Here is a 17,236-nt window from a genome sequence, read left to right on the forward strand (position 1 = left end):
GTGCCTGGCGGCTGACGGATAGTTGCGCGGAAACAGGGGGAGGACAGGGCGATGCGCGGCACGTCATGGATATTGGGCACTGCAATGATGGTGGTGGCGAGCCCCGCCGCGGCGCAGGGCGTAAAGCTTGCGATCGGCGACGAAGTCACCTTCACGCTCGACAGCGGCAAGCCGGTCGCGCCCCGGAAGGCACCGGCGATACCCACCCGGTTCGAAACTGCGGTCGGCGCGCATTTCCTGGGGCTGGAGCCGCCCAAGGCGCCTGTCACCGAAGGCCAGGCATTTCCGGAAGATCTCGAACTGCCTGCCCCGCCGGTGCCGGATGCCGGCAAGATCCGTTTCCGTTTCCTGGGCGTAGCCGGCTCCGACCATGCGATGCTGGTCGTCCATAACGGCTATGCTCAGGCGCTCGTCTATCGCGCCAGGATCACCGCCCGGGGCCAGGCCGCTCCCACCGATGTCTGTCTGGTGATGCCGGGCAAGCCGAGCATCGAGCATTGGCCCTATGCGATCAGCGCGATCGAAGTGAGCGACTTCACGCTGCTCCCTTGGAAGCCCGAGGACGGAGTTCCGTGCGAATAGCCTCGACTTTCCGGGCCCTCGCCCGCTAACCGGGCGCGATGGTCCCCACCGATACGCTCCGCCGGGTCTTCGGCTTCGACGCCTTTCGTGGCGTGCAGGAGCAGGTGGTCGCCCGCGTTCTCGCCGGCGAACGCACCCTGGCGGTGATGCCTACCGGTGCGGGCAAGTCGCTCACCTATCAGCTGCCCTCGGTGATGCTGGAGGGTACCTGCGTCGTCGTCAGTCCGCTGATCGCGCTGATGCACGACCAGCTGCGCGCCGCCGAAGCGGTGGGTATCCGCGCCGCCACGCTGACCAGCGTCGACGAGAACCGCGCCGAGACGATCGAGCGGTTCCGCGCGGGCGAGCTCGACCTGCTCTATGTCGCGCCGGAGCGCGCCTCGAACGAGTATTTCCGCAACCTGCTCACCCAGGCCAAGCTCAGCCTGTTCGCGATCGACGAGGCGCATTGCGTCTCCGAATGGGGGCATGATTTCCGTCCCGATTACCGGCTGCTGCGCCCGCTGCTCGATCGCTTCCCGGAGGTGCCGCGTCTCGCGCTAACCGCGACCGCCGATGCGCATACCCGCGCCGATATCCTCGAGCAGCTCGGGCTGCCGCAGGACGGGCTGATCGTCGCCGGCTTCGACCGGCCGAACATCCGCTATGCGATCGCCCCGCGCGAGAACACCACGCGGCAGGTGATCGACCTGATCGCCGAGACGCCCGGCCCCGGCATCGTCTATGCCCAGACGCGCGCCGGGGTGGAGAAGCTCGCCGAGAAGCTCGCCGCCGAGACCGGCCGCCCGGTGCTGCCCTATCATGCCGGGCTCGATCCCGATGTCCGCCGTCGCAACCAGGCGGCGTTCGTGGCGAGCGAGGACATGGTGGTGGTCGCCACCGTCGCCTTTGGCATGGGCATCGACAAGCCGGACGTGCGCTTCGTCGCCCATGCCGGCCTGCCCAAGTCGATCGAGGCCTATTACCAGGAAACCGGCCGTGCCGGCCGCGATGGCGATCCGGCGGTGGCGCATCTCTTCTGGGGTGCCGATGATTTCGCCCGCGCCCGCCAGCGCATCGGCGAAGTCGAGCCCTCGCGCCAGGCCGGTGAGCGGGCGCGGCTGACGTCGCTCGGCGCACTGGTCGAGACCGCAACCTGCCGTCGCCGCATCCTGCTGCGCCATTTCGGCGAGGAGCCGCAGGAGAGCTGCGGCAATTGCGACAATTGCCTGAGCCCGCCCGCCGCGATCGACGCGACGGTGACCGCGCAGAAATTCCTCTCGGCGGTGTTCCGCACCGGCATGATGTTCGGGGTGGGCTATATCGAGAGCATATTGCTCGGCCAGTCGAGCGATCGCAGCATCTCCAACGGGCATGAGAGCCTGTCGGTGTTCGGTATCGTCGATGGCGAGGAAGCCGCGCTGATCAAGCCCGTCGCCCGCGCGCTGCTGCTGCGCGATGCCCTGCGCGCCAATGACCATGGCGGGCTCGAGTTCGGGCCCGAGGCCAAGGCGATTCTCAAGGGCGGCGCGACGGTCTCGTTCGTGCTGCCCCCGAAGCGCGAGCGCCGCCGGCGCGGTGGCAGCCGGGCGGGCGGGGACAATCCGGTCGGCAACCCGCTGTTCGAGGCGCTGCGCGCCAAGCGCCGCGAGATCGCGCAGGAAACCGGGCTGCCGCCCTATGTCATCTTCCACGATTCGGTGCTGCGCGACATGGCGCTGCTCCGCCCGGAGAGCATAGCCGCGATGGGCAACATCTCGGGCGTTGGCGCGCGCAAGCTCGACGCTTATGGTGATGCCTTCCTGCAAGTGATCCGCGAGGCCGCGTGAGAGTCTTCTTCGCCCTTCCGCTGTTGCTCGCTGCCTGTGCCCCCGCCGCGCCGGTCGCGACGACCGCGCCCGCGCTGTCGAGCATCGCGATGGATCGCAACAGCTGGGGCCGCCCGGTCTCGCGCTGGACGATCGATGCAGCGGGGAAGGGCAGCTACACCGTGCCCGAGCCCGACGTGTTCAACGCCGAGCGGCTGGTGACGCGCGGCTTTGCCGCGGGCCCCGAGGGTTTCGCCGAAATCCGCCGCCTGCTCGCAATCGGCGAGGTGCATGCCGGCCGCGAGCTGGTCTGCGGCGCTCGGATCACCGATCAATATTATGGCACGGTCCATTGGGGCGATGCGCGCCTAGTCTATGACATGGGCTGCCAGGACAAGGCGACCGAGGAAGTGCTCAAGGGCATCACCGCCGCCGAGCGCAAGGTCGCTGCCTGGGCCGCCAACCAACCGATCCTCGAAACCCAGAAGGTGGAACGCCAATGAACCTGCGCCGCGTCGATGACAGCATCTCGGTCGCCCCCCAGATTGCTGCAGAGGACATTGCCCTGCTAGCCGAGCAGGGCTTCAGCTTCGTGGTGAACAACCGCCCCGACGAGGAAGAGATGGGCCAGCCCGAGGGCGAGGCGATCCGCGCCGCGGCCGAGGCCGCCGGGCTCGGCTATGCCGCGATTCCGGTGACGCATGCCGGATTCTCCTCCGCCCAGGTCGAGGCGATGGCCGCAGCGCTCGCAGAAGCAAAGGGCCCGGTGCTCGCCTATTGCCGCTCGGGCACGCGCTCGTGCAATCTCTGGGCGCTGGCCGAAGCCTCGCGCGGCGGCGATCCCGCCGAGATCACCGCCAAGGCCGCCCAGGCCGGCTATGACATCTCAGGCATCCGCCCGCTGCTCGACCAGCTCTCGGGCAGGGCGTGAACCAGCTTTACGTCTCCCTGGGCTCGATCGGCGCCATCCTGGTGATGACGCTGGTGGCCTGGGCGCTGGGGCTCGGTCGTGGCGCCGCGATCGCCAGCGCCGAGGAAGCGCGGGAGACGGCGGAGGGGATGATCTCCGGCTTCGACGCCGGAGAGGCACTGCTCGGCAGCGACGGCAGGGCCGCGCTCGTCCATGGCAAGGCCGGCGATGTCGCGCTGCTGAAAATGCACGGCGCGCGTGTTGCGGCGCGGCATCTGCGGCTGCCGCTCACCAGCCAGGCGACCCCCGATGGCCTCCGTGTCGACAGCGGCGACAAGCGCTTCGGGGTCGTGCTGCTGCGCGGCGTGACAGGTTACTGACAACAGGGTAAGCAAGCGCCATGCTGGTGCCCCATCTCCCCGATCCGGTGACCTATGCCATTCCCGGCTTCGTCATCCTGATCCTGGCGGAGATGGTCATTGCCCGCATCCGCGATCGCCGCCGCTTCTGCCCCAGGGATACGCTGACCAGCCTCGCGCTCGGCTTCGGCAGCACCGTCGCTGGGCTGCTCACCACCGGCCTCGTCTATGCGCTGGCGATGTGGCTATACCAGTTCCGCCTCTTCACCATCGGCTTCGCCTGGTACTGGTTCGTCCTCGCCTTCGTGCTCGACGACCTGGCCTATTACGCCTTCCACCGCGCCGCCCACCGGGTGCGCTGGTTCTGGGCGAGCCATGTCATCCACCATTCGAGCCAGCATTATAACCTGACCACGGCGCTGCGGCAGACCTGGACCGGGTTCATCAGCGTGAGCTTCGCTTTCCGGCTGCCGCTGTTCCTGATCGGCTTCCACCCGGCGATGATCTTCTTCTGTGCCGGCATCAATCTGATCTACCAGTTCTGGATCCACACCGAGATGGTCGGTCGGATGCCGCGCTGGTTCGAGGCGGTGATGAACACGCCGTCGCACCACCGCGTCCACCACGCGACCAACCCGCGCTATCTCGACAAGAACTATGCCGGCGTCTTCATCATCTGGGACCGCATGTTCGGCACCTTTGTCGAGGAGCGCGCAGACGACCGGCCGCGTTACGGGATCGTCAAGGACCTGGGCAGCTTCAACGTCCTCTGGGCCGCCTTCCACGAATGGATCGGCATCGCCAAGGACGTGTGGGCGGCTCCGGACTGGAAGTCCCGAATTGGCTATATGATCGCGCCGCCGGGCTGGAGCCACGATGGCAGCCGCGATACATCCGAGACCATAAAGGCGCGCTGGGAGGCGCGGGAGCAGCTACGGGGGGATTCGTGGAAGCAGCCGATATCGTCGTCATCGGTGGGGGATCCGGCGGGAGCGCCGTCGCGGGCCGCCTGAGCGAAGGCGGCAAGTACAGCGTCGCGGTGCTCGAGGCGGGTGGCCTCAACACCAGCATCAAGACCCGCATGCCCGGGATGATGCCGTTCCAGCGCCCCGGCGCCAACTGGGCGTTCGAGACGGTGCCGCAGCGCGGGCTCAACGGCCGGCGCGGCTACCAGCCGCGCGGGCGCGGCCTTGGCGGCTCGAGCGCGATCAACGCGATGCTCTATGTCCGCGGCCACCATAGGGACTATGATGAGTGGCGCGACCTCGGCTGCCCCGGCTGGGGCTGGGACGACATGCTGCCCTGGTTCAAAAAGGCCGAGCACAATGTCCGCGGCGCCAGCGACTATCATGGCGACAAGGGTCCGCTCTGGGTCAGCGACCAGCTCTGGGCGCACCCGGGCTCCGAGGCGTTCATCGACGCGTGCGGCGAGCTCCAGATCCCGCGCAATGACGATTTCAACGGCGCCGGGCAATCGGGCGCCGGCCTGTTCCAGGTCACGCAAAGGAATGGCGAGCGCTGGACCGCCGCGCGCGCCTATCTCGATCGCCGCGACAATCTCGAGATCATCACCGATGCGATGGTCGAACGCGTGCTGTTCGAGGAAGGCCGTGTCTGGGGCGTCGCCTATCAGCGTGACGGCCAGGCTCGCGAGATCCGCGCCCGCCGCGCCGTGGTCCTCGCTGCCGGTGCCTTCCAGACGCCGCAGCTGCTGATGCTCTCCGGCATCGGCCCGGGCGAGCATCTGCGCGAGACGGGCCTGTCGGTGCGGATCGATCGCCCCGCGGTCGGCGGCAACCTCCAGGACCATGTCGACTATGTCGCCGCCTTCGAGACCGAGGGCAGCTTCTTCCTCGGCCGCTCGGCGGCGGGCACGCTCAAGTCGCTCGGGTCGATCGGCCGCTGGATGGTCAGCCGCAAGGGGCGGATGACCACCCCCTATGCCGAGGCCGGCGCGTTCCTGCGCAGCGATCCGGCGCTGGAGCGGCCCGATCTCCAGCTCCATTTCCTGATCGCCATCGTCGAGGATCATGGCCGCACCGCCGTGCCCGGGCACGGCTTCAGCTGCCATGCCTGCGTGCTGCGGCCGGAAAGCCGGGGCACCGTCCGGCTCCAGTCGCTCGATCCGCGCGCCGCGCCGCTGATCGATCCGGACTTCCTGGGCGATCCGCGCGACCTGGAGCTGCTCAAAAAGGGCACGCGGGCGATGTACCGCGTGCTCGAGGCACCACAGCTTGCGCAGTATCGCGGCCGCGATCGCTATCCGATCGATCTCGACGACGATGCCGCGCTCGAGCGGCTGATCCGCGCGCGCGCCGACACGATCTACCATCCGGTCGGCACCGCGCGCATGGGCTCGGACGAAGGCGCGGTGGTCACCCCACGGCTCAAGGTCCGCGGGGTCGAGGGGCTCTATATCGCCGACGCCTCGATCATGCCCCGGCTGGTCGGCGGCAACACCAATGCCCCCAGCATCGTGATCGGCGAGCGCTGCGCCCAGTTCATCAAGGAAGATCTGGCCTGATCCGCTCCCGGAGGCGGGAGAGGGAACTCCGAACATAAAAAAAGGGCCGATGGTCGAAACCACCGGCCCAGTCGTCCGCAGGAGGAACCTCGGTTGGGCGCCGCGCTAAGGAGAGGTGTGCGCGGCGCCCGATCTCGTCAGTAGTTGTAGGCGCGCTCGCCGTGCGCGTTGATGTCGAGACCTTCCATCTCGACTTCGACGCTCGGGCGGATGCCGATCGTGTACTTCAGCGCCAGGAACAGGACCGCCGACACGCCGCCCGAGAGCAGCAGCGTCACGCCCACGCCCGTCGCCTGGGTGACCAGCTGCGACGCCATGTCGTACTTGCCGGCAACCGCCGGGATCACGGTGAAGTCGATCCAGCCCTGGCCGCCCAGCGCCGGGTCGGCGACGACGGCCGTGCCGATCGCGCCGATGATGCCGCCGATGCAGTGCACGCCGAACACGTCGAGCGTGTCGTCATAGCCCAGCGCGTTCTTCACCGTGGTGACGAAGAAGAAGCAGCCGATCGAAGCGACGATGCCGAGCACCACCGACGTCATCGGGGCGGCGAAGCCGGCGGCCGGGGTGATCGCGACCAGGCCGGCGACCACGCCTGAGGCCGCGCCGAGCAGCGAAGGCTTGCCGTGCACCACCTGCTCGATGATCGCCCAGGCGGCACCCGCGGCGGCGGTGGCCACCATGGTGTTGATGAAGGCGAGCGAAGCGAACTTGTTGGCTTCGAGGTTGGAGCCGGCGTTGAAGCCGAACCAGCCCACCCAGAGCAGCGAGGCGCCGATCATGGTCATGGTCAGCGAGTGCGGCGCCATCGGCTCCTGCTTGTAGCCGGTGCGCTTGCCGATCACGAGGCAGCCGACCAGGCCGGCGATACCGGCGTTGATGTGCACCACGGTGCCGCCCGCGAAGTCGAGCGCGCCCTTGCCCCACAGGAAGCCATGGTCGTCGGGCAGGCCGGCGGTGAAGTCCGGACCCGGCCAGTACCAGACCATATGGGCCATCGGGTAATAGACGAGGATCGACCAGATCACGACGAAGAGGATCAGCGGCGTGAACTTCACGCGCTCGGCAAAGGCGCCGACGATCAGCGCCGGGGTGATCATCGCGAAGGTCATCTGGAAGACGACGAAGGTCGTCTCGGGCAGATAGACGCCGTTCGAGAAGGTCGCGGCGAAGGTGTTGGCGTCAACGCCCTGCATCAGCGCCTTGGAGAAGCCGCCGACGAACAGGTTGAGCGCGCCGCCATTGGTGAAGGCCATCGAATAGCCGATGGTGACCCAGAGCAGGCCGGCGACGCAGACGATGGTGAGCACCTGCATCAGCACCGAGAGCATGTTCTTGGTGCGGACCAGGCCGCCATAGAAGAGCGCGAGGCCGGGTACCGACATCATCAGCACCAGCGCGGCCGAGACGAGCATCCAGGAGACGTCGCCCTTGTTGACCATCGCGTCGGTCGGCACGACCGGCGCTGCGGCGGCAGGCGCCTGCGCGAGGGCAGGCATCGCGGCGAACAGGGCGCCGAGCCCCGCTCCCGCGGCAATCTTCATCGCAAGTTTCATCTGGACCCCCATCTTACAGCGCCGTCTCGTCGGTTTCGCCCGTGCGGATGCGCACGGCCTGGCCGACATCGAGGACGAAAATCTTGCCATCGCCGATCGCGCCGGTGCTGGCGGCGGCCTGGATCGCTTCCACGGCGCGGTCGGCCAGATCGGCTCCCACCACGACCTCGATCTTGATCTTGGGCACCATGTTGGTGCTGTATTCCGCGCCGCGATAGATTTCGGTCTGGCCCTTCTGGCGGCCGAAACCCTTCACTTCCGACACGGTCATCCCCGCGACCCCGACACCCGTGAGCGCCTCGCGGACCTCGTCCAGCTTGAACGGTTTTATGATGGCGATGATGAGCTTCATGTCGCCCCCTCGTTGGCGGTTATCCCGAGGGGGTTCGTCGCAAACAGCGTGCCAAGCGCAAGAATCCCACGATTCCGTGGGGTTTGGGCGCAATCAAATATTACCCATGGGTAAATTTTTGTGCAGATGCGAAGGTCTGCTCAAAAAACGGGCAGGATTCGTTACGCATCCGAAGCTGTGCTGCACAATTAATTCGCCCCCGCGCGCCTTCGGCCGGAAAATGCGGTAAGCCCTTGCCCATGATGCTTGCCATCGCCCTCTCCGCGCTCGCGATGACGCTGATCGTCGGCGTGCGCTATCTGCTGGCGAGCGGCGGCTTCGCCCTGGCGACGCGGGTGAAGCATCCCGGCCTCTATACCGGGCTCGACCGGCAGATCCGCCGCGAGATCGGCTGGAGCCTTGCCAGCGCCGCCATCTACGGCGTGCCCGCCGGTGTGGTCGCCTGGGGCTGGCAGAATCATGGCTGGACGCGGATCTACACCGATGTTTACGCCTTCCCGCTCTGGTACCTGCCGGTCTCGGTGCTGCTCTATCTGCTGGCGCACGATGCCTGGTTCTACTGGACGCATCGCTGGATGCACCGCCCGGCGCTGTTCCGCCGGATGCATGCGGTCCATCATGCCAGCCGGCCGCCCACCGCCTGGGCCGCGATGAGCTTTCATCCCTGGGAAGCGGTCACCGGTGCGGTGGTGATCCCGGCGCTGGTGTTCCTGATCCCGATCCATGTCGGCGCGCTCGGCCTGGTACTGACGATCATGACTGTGATGGGCGTAACCAATCACATGGGCTGGGAGATCTGGCCCCGCTTCGTCTGGCAGGGGCCGCTCGGAGCCTGGCTGATCACCGCCAGCCATCACCAGCGTCACCACGAACATTATGGGTGCAATTTTGGACTGTATTTCCGCCACTGGGACCGGCTTTGCGGCACCGACAAGGGCCTTGGGGATTTCGATCGCGGCCATGCTGCTGCTCGGCGCCGGATCGCCCGCGGCTGAGACCGGCGGTCCGCTCGAGATCGAGATGACCGGACTGCGCTCGGCCAAGGGCGTCGTGCGGCTCTGCCTCGTCCAGGATCCGGGCGACTTTCCCGATTGCCGCGACGGCAGGGGCGCGCTCAAGCGCACGCTCCCGGCCGCCAATCCGCGCATCCGGCTCGAGGGCCTGCCGGTCGGTGACTATGCGATTGCCGTGATCCATGATGCCAATGGCAATTCGAAGCTCGATACGATGCTCGGCATTCCGCGCGAGGGTTTCGGCTTCTCGCGCAACCCCGCGATCCGTTTCGGCCCGCCCCGCTACAAGGATGCGCGCTTCACCCTGGGCGCTGATGCACAGCGGCAACAGGTTCGAATTCGCTATCTGTTATAGGAACTTGGGCGCTCCGGGCGGCGTTCTCGCGCCTGCAACATGACAGAGGGTGCCCCATGATCCGACTTTGCGGTGCGCTTGCCGCCTCGTTCCTCGCCATTGCCCCGGCCTGCGCGCAGGACCAGGCCGCGCCGCAATCGGCCGAAGTGGCCGAGGCCGCCAGCGAAGGCGCCGCGCGGCTTACCCTGGGCGTCGGCGCGGCCTATTTCCCGGACTATGAAGGCTCCAGCCACAATCGCTGGACGCCGATCCCGGTCGCCAACGGCACGGTGGCGGGGATGAGCTTCACCCTGGTCGGCAACCGCGCCCAGCTCGACGTGATCCCGAACGGCACCGGCCCTGGCTGGGATATCCAGCTCGGGCCCGTCGCGGTCTACAACATGAACCGCTCCAACCGCGATTCCATCCGCGATCCCCGCGTCCGCGCGCTCGGCGAAGTCGATTCCGCGCTCGAGGTCGGCGGCTATTTCGGCATCGGCCGCACCGGGCTGATAACCAGCGATTTCGACAAGCTCTCGGTCACGATCTCCTATCGCCGCGACGTCACCCGGGTGCACAAGGCCGGCATCTGGAACCCGGTGGTCACCTATTCGACGCCGCTCAGCACCAAGGCGATGGTCAGCCTCTCCGCCTCGGCGGAGATCGTCGAGGATCGCTATGCCCGCACCTATTTCGGCGTCACCCCGGCGCAGAGCATCGCCAGCGGGCTCCCCATCTTCCGCCCCGAGGGCGGGCAGAAGGACATCACCTTTGGCGGCTATTTCGCCTATGCGCTCACCGGCAACCTCACCAAGGGCCTGTCGCTGGTCGCCGGCGGTACCTATCGCAAGCTGGTCAACGATTTCGCAGACAGCCCGCTGGTCAGCATCGCCGGCGACCGCAACCAGTGGACCGGCGCGGCGGGGCTGGCGCTCACCTTCTGAGTGCTGGACCTCGCTTCCCCAAGCGCCTAAGACACGGCCATCCCCGGGGGACCGCTTCGTCGCGGTTGAGAGGGAGGCCGCAGCCTCCGACCCGCTGAACCTGATCCGGTTGAGACCGGCGTAGGGAGGGAGCGGCCGCCACCATACGACCGTCCTCTCCCGATTTGGAGAAGTGACGAATGGCCGACATCCCCGCCAAGACCGAACTCGCCGTCACCACCGGCGCGATCCGCGGTTCGAAGAAGATCCATGTCGGCCCGCTGAAGGTCGCGATGCGCGAGATTTATCTCGAGCCGTCGTCGGGCGAACCGCCGGTCCGCGTCTACGACACCTCCGGCCCCTATACCGATCCCGAGGCCCGGATCGACATCATGGCCGGCCTGCCCGAGCTGCGCCGCGACTGGATCCGCGCCCGCGGTGATGTCGAGGAAGTCGCCCAGCGCGAAGTCCGTCCCGAGGATAACGGCCAGCTCGGCCCGGACCGCAGCGGCGGCGTCCAGCCCTTCCCGAACGTCCGCAAGAAGGTGCTGCGCGCCAAGCCCGGCGCCAACGTCTCGCAGATGTACTATGCCCGCCGCGGCATCATCACGCCCGAGATGGAATATGTCGCCGAGCGCGAGAATCTCGGCCGCGCCCGCCTCGCCGAGTACAAGCGCGACGGCCAGGACTGGGGCGCCGCCATCCCCGATTACGTGACGCCCGAATTCGTCCGCGACGAGGTCGCCCGCGGCCGCGCGATCATCCCGAACAACATCAACCACCCGGAATCGGAGCCGATGGCGATCGGCCGCAACTTCCTGGTCAAGATCAACGCCAATATCGGCAACTCCGCCGTCGCCTCGAACGTGGCGCAGGAAGTCGACAAGATGGTCTGGGCGATCCGCTGGGGCGCCGACACGATCATGGACCTGTCGACCGGCCGCAACATCCACGACACCCGCGAATGGATCATGCGCAACGCGCCGGTGCCGGTTGGCACCGTGCCGATCTACCAGGCGCTGGAGAAGGTCGGCGGCATCGCCGAGGACCTGACCTGGGAAATCTTCCGCGACACGCTGATCGAGCAGGCCGAGCAGGGCGTCGACTATTTCACCATCCATGCCGGCGTCCGCCTGCCGTACGTGCCGCTCACCGCCAAGCGCGTCACCGGCATCGTCTCGCGTGGCGGCTCGATCATGGCGAAATGGTGCCTGGCGCACCACAAGGAGAGCTTCCTCTACGAGAAGTTCGACGAGATCACCGAGATCATGAAGGCGTATGACATCGCCTATTCGCTCGGCGATGGTCTCCGCCCCGGCTCGATCGCCGACGCCAATGACGAAGCCCAGTTCGCCGAGCTCTACACGCTGGGCGAGCTCACCAAGCGCGCCTGGCAGCAGGACGTCCAGGTGATGATCGAAGGCCCCGGCCATGTGCCGATGCACAAGATCAAGGAGAATATGGACAAGCAGCTCGAGGCGTGCGGCGAGGCACCCTTCTACACGCTCGGGCCGCTCACCACCGATATCGCGCCGGGCTATGACCATATCACCAGCGGCATCGGCGCCGCGATGATCGGTTGGTACGGCACGGCGATGCTCTGCTACGTCACGCCCAAGGAGCATCTGGGGCTCCCGGACCGTGACGACGTCAAGGTCGGCGTGGTCACCTACAAGCTCGCCGCGCATGCCGCCGATCTCGCCAAGGGCCATCCCGCGGCCAAGGTCCGCGACGATGCGCTGAGCCGCGCCCGTTTCGAGTTCCGCTGGCGCGACCAGTTCAACCTGTCGCTCGATCCCGATACGGCGGAGAAGTATCACGACCAGACGCTGCCGGCCGAAGGCGCCAAGACCGCGCATTTCTGCTCGATGTGCGGCCCGAAGTTCTGCTCGATGAAGATCACCCAGGAAGTGCGCGACTTCGCCGCCAAGCAGAATGCCCCGGTCGAGGGCTTCCTCGCGGCGGAAGATGCCGAGGCCGGCATGGCCGCGATGTCGCAGCTCTACAACGAGACCGGCCGCGAGCTCTATATGGGCCAGGGCGACCGCGAGCACGACTGATGCGAAAAGGGGCGGCCGTGCGCGTTTCGGCCGCCCCCTTCGTCCGGCTCAGTGCCAGTGGCCGCTGCCGCCGCCGATCCCGCCCACGGTCGAGATCGATCCGGCCTGGAAGCTGCCCAGCGTGTTGCCGCTGTCGTCCATGAAGATGAAGCTGGTATAGACCGGCGTCGCCACCAGCGTGAAGCTGGAGGTCTTCGCGTACAGCTTGTTGATGTCGTCGGTATAGACGTCGCCCTTGAGCGCGCCGCCGCCGGGGAAGGTCACGCCCCAGGCCGAGCCGTCAAAGGTCTTGCCGCCGTTCAGGATCGTGCACTGGCACTTGGTGTAGACGATCAGCGAGGCGACGCTGCCATTGGCGGGATAGGCCGTCGTCGCCGCCGCCCTGGGCGCGCTCTCCAGATGCGCCACGGCATTGTCGATCGCTTCCTGCGGCAGATGATCCGCAAGCAGTTTCCTGAAGTCGCTGGCGATCTGGTCGCGATCGATTTCGGTAACGGTGTCCGTCATGTGAAGTCCTCCCCACGTGGATCGGTCAAATCGAAGCGAGGATCGCCTCGATGATCCAAGGCTGATCTTGTCCCGGGCCGCACACAACCATGGCTTGGGTCGGATCGGAGCATAACCATTTCGGCTGTTTCATCGCCGACTCGCCGGGATTGCTGGCATTTCGGACCGCTGGTGGCCCGGTGCGCGCCGGAATGGCTCCGGAGCGGATCAGCCTTGCACCGCAGCCGGCGATCAGGACCAGCTGCCGGTGCCGCCATAGCTGCCCGAAACCGTCCCGAGCGCGCGGCCCTGGAAGCTGCCCAGCGCATTGCCGCTGTCGTCGAGGAAGATCAGGCTGACATAGACCGGCGTTGCGACCAGCATGAAACTGGTCGACTGGCTGTAGAGCCGCTCGGGATCGTCGGTGTAGATCGATCCGGGCGACCGGGTGGCGGGCGCGCCGCCCCAGAAATGCCCGAGGAAGGTCGGCCCGTCATCGACCACGCACTGGAGCTGGCCGGTGATCCCGCCGGTGATGATCAGGGTGGCGTCGCCGCTGCTGGCGGCGACCAGCGGGCGGCTTTCGAGATGGGCCCGGGCCGAATCCAGCACCTGCTGCGGCACCTTGCCGTCGAACAGCTGCTGGAGATCGGCGGCCTGCCGGCCGGGCTCGACGGTCTGCGTATCGGTGGTCATGAGGGCTTCCCCTGGAAGTGTGCGCCGCTCGGCGCATCGGGCCGGAGATCGACTCGACCCGCCAAGGCTCCGCCGCGCCGCCCCGATCGGCAATCGCGGCATGGGCCGCTTCGGAGCAGAGCCGTTTCGGGGCCAAATCGCGCCAAGCCACGGAGGTAGGGGCCTTTTCGCCGGGGTTCCGCGACGCCGCGCCGGAGACATGTCCGAAACGGACGCGCCTGCTGCCAAAGCGGATGCGTCACGCGATAGCCTTGCGCGCATCATCCAGGACGGGGAGGCGGCAATGGCGGGCATATGGCAGGGACTGGCCGGGGCATTGCTGCTGTTCGGCTCGCTGGCACTCGCACCTGCCGCGACGGCGCAGAAGACGGGGCAGGTGGCCAATGGCCCGGACTTTTCGGACATCACCAGCAAGGCGGCGGCAAACCGGCTGGTCCGCGAAGGCCGGCTGGTGAAGATCCACATCTTCCCGAAGGAACTGGGCGGGCCGAACGACCCGCACAACTTCGTCTATATCCCGCCCGCCGTGGAAGAGGCCCGCCAGCTCCTGATCGGCACCCTGCGCCGCTTCACCGAGGAAGATCTGATCGACAAGCTCGACGTGCAGGCGGAATACAAGGGCACCAGCATCATCCCCAGCCGCATCCACTACACGGCGACGCACAGCCGGGGCGGCCCGCCCTTCGAGGCGGTGGTGGAGGTTTGGTAGCCTCTTCGGGTTCGTTGTAATTCCCCGTGGCAGAGGGTTATGGCAATGGTCGTGGCCGACCGCATGCCCATGAATCTGACATGACGGGGGAAGAATGCAGATAGTATTGGGAACCCTGCTGGGTCTGTTATTGGCGGCTATTTCGGCTCTGATAATCTATGGGTCCGGGTATCGTTTGGCGCCAAAAACCCTTCGGCTCGGCTTCATGGATTTCGATGCGAAGAGTTTTGCTGCACTCTCACCAGTGCAGGTGTTTGCAGTCCTCAGCAGGGCGATCATAGCGCCGTCATCGGACGCAAGTGATTGGCTCTCCGCCCAACAGAACCTGCTCAAGCCGGTACTGCTGATTCACCTTGGATGGAGATTGGTTTGCGATACCTTCGTCGAGCGCTACACGCTTTATCCGACTGAGGATAACGTCCGGGCGAAGATTTCCGACCTGGGTGCACAGAACGTCGAATTTATCCTCGTGTTCGAGCGGGTCCACGCGGTTGCCGTCCGAGACAGCGACGCAATCGATGCCGAACTCGCGAAGGAATATTTTCTGCGAGCTCCATCGCTCGCGCAGCGCATCCATCCTGATCGCGATATGGAGCCCTCGAATGATATGTTCGAGCGTGTCTACCAGGCTATCGCGCTCTTGAATCGCTGACGAGGCACCGTGGTTCAATACCTAGCCCACATCGCCCTGATCGTCCGCGACTATGACGAAGCGCTCGCCTTCTACATCGGCAAGCTCGGCTTCACGCTGGTCGAGGACAGCTACCAGCCCGAGCAGGACAAGCGCTGGGTCACGATCCGCCCGCCCGGCGCGCCGGAGAACGCCACCACCATTCTCCTCGCCCGCGCGGTCGGTCCCGAGCAGGAGGCGGCGATTGGCAATCAGGCGGCGGGCCGGGTTTTCCTGTTCCTCGCCACCGATGATTTCGAGCGGGACTTCGCGGCCTATAGCGCGGCCGGCGTCCGGTTCGTCCGGCCGCCGGCGAGCCAGCCCTATGGCAAGGTCGCGGTGTTCGAGGATCTCTACGGCAATCGCTGGGACCTGATCGAGTTCGCCGCGCATCGGTGATAGGGTTCCGCGCAAAGGAAGCCCCGATGCCCGACGAACCCCACCCCCTCTTCACCCCGCAGACCGCGCGCGCCACGCTGCGCGCCGGGAAGTTCGTGATGGAGGCGGAGGCGCGGGCCACGCCGATCGGGCTGCTCGCCATTGGCGGGATGGTCGCGGCGATCCTGTTGTCGGTCCCGCCGATCCTCCATGCCGGCCGCGCCCGCAAGGCGCTGCCGCCGCCCCGCGACTGACGCGACGGGGCTCGCGATCCTGATGGATGCCCGCGCGCAACACCCGCCGGGAATCGGTCCTACACCTCTCGCAATGTAGGATTTCGCCTGTTTCCCTCGCGCCATGGAACAGCTGGACCATCGCATCGCTTTCGATCCCGCGCTCTCCGCCGGCATCGATCCCGTCAACCTTCCCGCCGTCACCCAGGGCGGTGCCGTTGCGCCGCCGGATGCGCGGCCGCTGACGCCGCTCGATGAGCACGGCCATTACCCGGACGACTATGAATGGGTGCCCGTGCGCCGGAAACATCGGCATGATGGCTGGTCCCCCGAGCGCCAGCGCGACTTCATCGAGGCGCTGGCCGACCGCGGCTCGGTGACCGAGGCGGCGCGGCAGGTCGGCATGTCGGTCGGCAGTGCCTACAAGCTGCGGCGCTCGCCTGGCGGCGAGAATTTCGCCCGCGCCTGGGAAATCGCCATCCACCACGCTGCGAACCATTTGGCAGACCTCGCTTTCGATCGCGCGATCCATGGCAGCGACGAGCCCGTTTTCGACAAGGAAGGCCGCCGCGTCGGCCGTCGCATGCGGGTCAACGACCGGCTGCTGATGTTCCTGCTGCGCGCGCATCTGCCCGAACGCTATGCCCATGCGCACCGTGACACGCTGCCGGCCGGCGCCGTGCCCTATGCGCCGCCGATGCCGCTCGCCGATGCGCTGGCCGCGCTCGCGCCGGTCCAGCCGGCCGATCCTGCCGCCGGGCTTTCGGCGGAGGAGCTGGAGTACAAGCTCGAGATTGCCGACCTTGCCGGCGACAAGCTGCCGCGCTGGCTCTACGAAAAGTCGGAGGAGGAACAGGATACGCCCTCGGCGGCGCAGCTGGCCATCGATGCGCATTTCGATGCGGAGCTGGATCGGATACGCGGCGAGGGGACGATCTGATCCGCCGAAAAACGCGCTCTTGGCGTGTACTTCGTGTACTTTGGACTGGTAACGCCGCCGCTTAGAGCCCGCGGCGGCGCTTCCAGTCGAGCGTCACGCCGATGCGCTTGTCCCAGCTGCCGTCCCAATGGGTGGCCAGGCCATGCGCCTCGAGCTCGGCGACGATGTCGCGGGCGACCGCCAGGGCGGCGTCCTCGCCTTCGGCGCAGGCGCCATAGTTGAGGTAGAGCCCGCCGCCGTCCACCGCACCCTCGGTGTCCTGCATGTGGTAAAAGGCATAGCCGCGGATCTCGGCGCCGGTCTCCTCGACGGCGCGGACCTCGTCCCAGATCTCGGTCGCGCCGCAATTGCCGCAGCAGCTGAAGTTCTGGCGGGCGATCACGCCGCTCTCCTCGAGCGCGGCGAAGGCGGCGTCGAGCCGGTCGCAATCGGTCTCGTCGGGCCAGTGGCGCTCGGCGACGCGCTGCTCGGCCAGCGCCTCGCGCAGCGCCTGCTGGGCCATCGGGCGGAGCTCGTCAGGGGTCAGGTCGTCGGCAAAGGCGTCGGCCGCGTTGGTCAGGATCGCGTCCTCGTCATAGAAGCCGCTCGCCACGTCGCGGCGGATCTGGTCGCGGACCCATTCGGCCTTTTCGTCAGGCGGGGCCGCAGCAGGCGCCAGCTCCATCTGCTCCGGAGCGCGCTTGCCGAACAGGCGGCCGAACAGCGACTTCATCATTTCCTCCAT

22 protein-coding genes and 1 riboswitch are annotated in these 17,236 nt (G+C 67.0%); of the genes, 16 read left to right on the plus strand and 6 right to left on the minus strand.

Features of this window, described 5'->3' with window-relative positions; all coding sequences use genetic code 11:
* Positions 1-51 precede the first annotated feature (51 nt).
* The 7 genes from AC1RJ5_RS14615 to AC1RJ5_RS14645 are packed head-to-tail and all read left to right on the plus strand — an operon-like array spanning position 52 to position 6,162.
* Positions 52-582 carry a hypothetical protein gene (locus AC1RJ5_RS14615; RefSeq protein WP_493113968.1) on the plus strand — a complete coding sequence of 177 codons (531 nt, stop codon included), beginning with the start codon at positions 52-54 and terminating at the stop codon, positions 580-582.
* A 38-nt stretch (positions 583-620) separates the two neighbouring features.
* Complete coding sequence (gene recQ / locus AC1RJ5_RS14620) at positions 621-2,390, plus strand: DNA helicase RecQ (protein WP_269573258.1); 1,770 nt, start codon at positions 621-623, stop codon at positions 2,388-2,390.
* Positions 2,387-2,872: a hypothetical protein gene (locus tag AC1RJ5_RS14625; protein ID WP_493113969.1), complete on the plus strand. Its 486-nt coding sequence runs from the start codon at positions 2,387-2,389 to the stop codon at positions 2,870-2,872. The genes recQ and AC1RJ5_RS14625 overlap by 4 nt, the downstream gene beginning before the upstream one ends.
* Entirely contained in the window at positions 2,869-3,300 is a 432-nt protein-coding gene (locus tag AC1RJ5_RS14630) for a protein tyrosine phosphatase family protein (RefSeq protein ID WP_493113970.1), read from the plus strand. The genes AC1RJ5_RS14625 and AC1RJ5_RS14630 overlap by 4 nt, the downstream gene beginning before the upstream one ends.
* Positions 3,297-3,659: a hypothetical protein gene (locus AC1RJ5_RS14635; RefSeq protein WP_269573255.1), complete on the plus strand. Its 363-nt coding sequence runs from the start codon at positions 3,297-3,299 to the stop codon at positions 3,657-3,659. The genes AC1RJ5_RS14630 and AC1RJ5_RS14635 overlap by 4 nt, the downstream gene beginning before the upstream one ends.
* Positions 3,660-3,679: 20 nt before the next feature.
* Complete coding sequence (locus AC1RJ5_RS14640; protein ID WP_269573254.1) at positions 3,680-4,651, plus strand: sterol desaturase family protein; 972 nt, start codon at positions 3,680-3,682, stop codon at positions 4,649-4,651.
* Positions 4,585-6,162, plus strand: coding sequence for a GMC family oxidoreductase (locus AC1RJ5_RS14645; RefSeq protein WP_493113971.1), 1,578 nt, complete (start codon positions 4,585-4,587; stop codon positions 6,160-6,162). Before AC1RJ5_RS14640 ends, AC1RJ5_RS14645 begins: the two co-directional genes overlap by 67 nt.
* A gap of 137 nt (positions 6,163-6,299) precedes the next feature.
* Here the strand turns inward: AC1RJ5_RS14645 and AC1RJ5_RS14650 are convergent, their stop codons facing one another.
* The 3 genes from AC1RJ5_RS14650 to AC1RJ5_RS14660 all read right to left on the minus strand — a co-directional run bounded on the left by AC1RJ5_RS14650 (position 6,300) and on the right by AC1RJ5_RS14660 (position 8,323).
* The gene (locus tag AC1RJ5_RS14650; protein ID WP_493113972.1) at positions 6,300-7,718 is read right to left on the minus strand and encodes an ammonium transporter; all 1,419 of its coding nucleotides are present in this window, start codon (positions 7,716-7,718) and stop codon (positions 6,300-6,302) included.
* 13 nt (positions 7,719-7,731) lie between these two features.
* Positions 7,732-8,070, minus strand: coding sequence for a P-II family nitrogen regulator (locus AC1RJ5_RS14655; RefSeq protein ID WP_086127851.1), 339 nt, complete (start codon positions 8,068-8,070; stop codon positions 7,732-7,734).
* Between the two features lie 100 nt (positions 8,071-8,170).
* Complete coding sequence (locus AC1RJ5_RS14660; RefSeq protein ID WP_269573252.1) at positions 8,171-8,323, minus strand: hypothetical protein; 153 nt, start codon at positions 8,321-8,323, stop codon at positions 8,171-8,173.
* On the opposite strand from AC1RJ5_RS14660, the gene AC1RJ5_RS14665 reads away from it, so the two are divergent.
* The 4 genes from AC1RJ5_RS14665 (at position 8,310) to thiC (ending at position 12,400) form a co-directional block, all read left to right on the plus strand.
* Positions 8,310-9,065 carry a sterol desaturase family protein gene (locus AC1RJ5_RS14665; protein WP_493113976.1) on the plus strand — a complete coding sequence of 252 codons (756 nt, stop codon included), beginning with the start codon at positions 8,310-8,312 and terminating at the stop codon, positions 9,063-9,065. The genes AC1RJ5_RS14660 and AC1RJ5_RS14665 overlap by 14 nt on opposite strands.
* On the plus strand, positions 9,031-9,438 hold the full coding sequence (locus AC1RJ5_RS14670; protein WP_184163574.1) for a DUF2141 domain-containing protein: 408 nt from the start codon (positions 9,031-9,033) through the stop codon (positions 9,436-9,438). The genes AC1RJ5_RS14665 and AC1RJ5_RS14670 overlap by 35 nt, the downstream gene beginning before the upstream one ends.
* 56 nt (positions 9,439-9,494) lie before the next feature.
* Complete coding sequence (locus AC1RJ5_RS14675) at positions 9,495-10,361, plus strand: MipA/OmpV family protein (RefSeq protein WP_269573249.1); 867 nt, start codon at positions 9,495-9,497, stop codon at positions 10,359-10,361.
* Positions 10,362-10,395: 34 nt separating this feature from the next.
* A riboswitch (TPP riboswitch) is annotated at positions 10,396-10,505 on the plus strand.
* Positions 10,506-10,540: 35 nt separating this feature from the next.
* Positions 10,541-12,400 carry a phosphomethylpyrimidine synthase ThiC gene (gene thiC, locus AC1RJ5_RS14680; protein WP_493113979.1) on the plus strand — a complete coding sequence of 620 codons (1,860 nt, stop codon included), beginning with the start codon at positions 10,541-10,543 and terminating at the stop codon, positions 12,398-12,400.
* A gap of 48 nt (positions 12,401-12,448) precedes the next feature.
* Here thiC and AC1RJ5_RS14685 read toward each other — a convergent pair whose 3' ends face one another.
* Positions 12,449-12,907, minus strand: coding sequence for a VapA/VapB family virulence-associated protein (locus AC1RJ5_RS14685; RefSeq protein WP_184163586.1), 459 nt, complete (start codon positions 12,905-12,907; stop codon positions 12,449-12,451).
* A gap of 231 nt (positions 12,908-13,138) precedes the next feature.
* Positions 13,139-13,582 (minus strand): VapA/VapB family virulence-associated protein, encoded by a 444-nt coding sequence (locus AC1RJ5_RS14690; protein ID WP_269573247.1) that lies wholly within the window; start codon positions 13,580-13,582, stop codon positions 13,139-13,141.
* 283 nt (positions 13,583-13,865) lie between these two features.
* Between AC1RJ5_RS14690 and AC1RJ5_RS14695 the strand changes: the two genes are divergently transcribed.
* The 5 genes from AC1RJ5_RS14695 to AC1RJ5_RS14715 all read left to right on the plus strand — a co-directional run bounded on the left by AC1RJ5_RS14695 (position 13,866) and on the right by AC1RJ5_RS14715 (position 16,512).
* A complete protein-coding gene (locus AC1RJ5_RS14695) occupies positions 13,866-14,291 on the plus strand; it encodes a hypothetical protein (protein ID WP_269573246.1) in 426 nt (141 codons plus the stop codon).
* A gap of 94 nt (positions 14,292-14,385) precedes the next feature.
* Positions 14,386-14,943 carry a hypothetical protein gene (locus AC1RJ5_RS14700; protein WP_269573245.1) on the plus strand — a complete coding sequence of 186 codons (558 nt, stop codon included), beginning with the start codon at positions 14,386-14,388 and terminating at the stop codon, positions 14,941-14,943.
* Positions 14,944-14,952: 9 nt separating this feature from the next.
* On the plus strand, positions 14,953-15,360 hold the full coding sequence (locus AC1RJ5_RS14705) for a VOC family protein (RefSeq protein WP_269573244.1): 408 nt from the start codon (positions 14,953-14,955) through the stop codon (positions 15,358-15,360).
* 26 nt (positions 15,361-15,386) lie between these two features.
* A complete protein-coding gene (locus AC1RJ5_RS14710; RefSeq protein ID WP_269573243.1) occupies positions 15,387-15,593 on the plus strand; it encodes a hypothetical protein in 207 nt (68 codons plus the stop codon).
* 103 nt (positions 15,594-15,696) lie between these two features.
* Positions 15,697-16,512, plus strand: a complete 816-nt coding sequence (locus tag AC1RJ5_RS14715; protein ID WP_269573242.1) for a hypothetical protein — start codon at positions 15,697-15,699, stop codon at positions 16,510-16,512.
* Positions 16,513-16,573: 61 nt separating this feature from the next.
* Here the strand turns inward: AC1RJ5_RS14715 and AC1RJ5_RS14720 are convergent, their stop codons facing one another.
* A complete protein-coding gene (locus tag AC1RJ5_RS14720; RefSeq protein WP_493113984.1) occupies positions 16,574-17,224 on the minus strand; it encodes a DUF6891 domain-containing protein in 651 nt (216 codons plus the stop codon).
* Positions 17,225-17,236: the final 12 nt, after the last annotated feature.

The sequence above is a fragment of the Sphingomonas sp. GW822-FHT03G08 genome (assembly GCF_058801135.1).

Bases quoted from the DNA above. Each gene is read 5' to 3' on its own strand.
- AC1RJ5_RS14710 (WP_269573243.1), top strand. From the start codon at position 15,387: ATGCCCGACGAACCCCACCCCCTCTTCACCCCGCAGACCGCGCGCGCC.
- AC1RJ5_RS14660 (WP_269573252.1), bottom strand. From the start codon at position 8,323: ATGGCAAGCATCATGGGCAAGGGCTTACCGCATTTTCCGGCCGAAGGC.
- AC1RJ5_RS14675 (WP_269573249.1), top strand. From the start codon at position 9,495: ATGATCCGACTTTGCGGTGCGCTTGCCGCCTCGTTCCTCGCCATTGCC.
- AC1RJ5_RS14615 (WP_493113968.1), top strand. From the start codon at position 52: ATGCGCGGCACGTCATGGATATTGGGCACTGCAATGATGGTGGTGGCG.
- AC1RJ5_RS14700 (WP_269573245.1), top strand. From the start codon at position 14,386: ATGCAGATAGTATTGGGAACCCTGCTGGGTCTGTTATTGGCGGCTATT.
- AC1RJ5_RS14685 (WP_184163586.1), bottom strand. From the start codon at position 12,907: ATGACGGACACCGTTACCGAAATCGATCGCGACCAGATCGCCAGCGAC.
- AC1RJ5_RS14690 (WP_269573247.1), bottom strand. From the start codon at position 13,582: ATGACCACCGATACGCAGACCGTCGAGCCCGGCCGGCAGGCCGCCGAT.
- AC1RJ5_RS14640 (WP_269573254.1), top strand. From the start codon at position 3,680: ATGCTGGTGCCCCATCTCCCCGATCCGGTGACCTATGCCATTCCCGGC.
- AC1RJ5_RS14655 (WP_086127851.1), bottom strand. From the start codon at position 8,070: ATGAAGCTCATCATCGCCATCATAAAACCGTTCAAGCTGGACGAGGTC.
- recQ (WP_269573258.1), top strand. From the start codon at position 621: ATGGTCCCCACCGATACGCTCCGCCGGGTCTTCGGCTTCGACGCCTTT.
- AC1RJ5_RS14630 (WP_493113970.1), top strand. From the start codon at position 2,869: ATGAACCTGCGCCGCGTCGATGACAGCATCTCGGTCGCCCCCCAGATT.
- thiC (WP_493113979.1), top strand. From the start codon at position 10,541: ATGGCCGACATCCCCGCCAAGACCGAACTCGCCGTCACCACCGGCGCG.
- AC1RJ5_RS14650 (WP_493113972.1), bottom strand. From the start codon at position 7,718: ATGAAACTTGCGATGAAGATTGCCGCGGGAGCGGGGCTCGGCGCCCTG.
- AC1RJ5_RS14715 (WP_269573242.1), top strand. From the start codon at position 15,697: ATGGAACAGCTGGACCATCGCATCGCTTTCGATCCCGCGCTCTCCGCC.
- AC1RJ5_RS14720 (WP_493113984.1), bottom strand. From the start codon at position 17,224: ATGAAGTCGCTGTTCGGCCGCCTGTTCGGCAAGCGCGCTCCGGAGCAG.
- AC1RJ5_RS14665 (WP_493113976.1), top strand. From the start codon at position 8,310: ATGATGCTTGCCATCGCCCTCTCCGCGCTCGCGATGACGCTGATCGTC.
- AC1RJ5_RS14695 (WP_269573246.1), top strand. From the start codon at position 13,866: ATGGCGGGCATATGGCAGGGACTGGCCGGGGCATTGCTGCTGTTCGGC.
- AC1RJ5_RS14670 (WP_184163574.1), top strand. From the start codon at position 9,031: ATGCTGCTGCTCGGCGCCGGATCGCCCGCGGCTGAGACCGGCGGTCCG.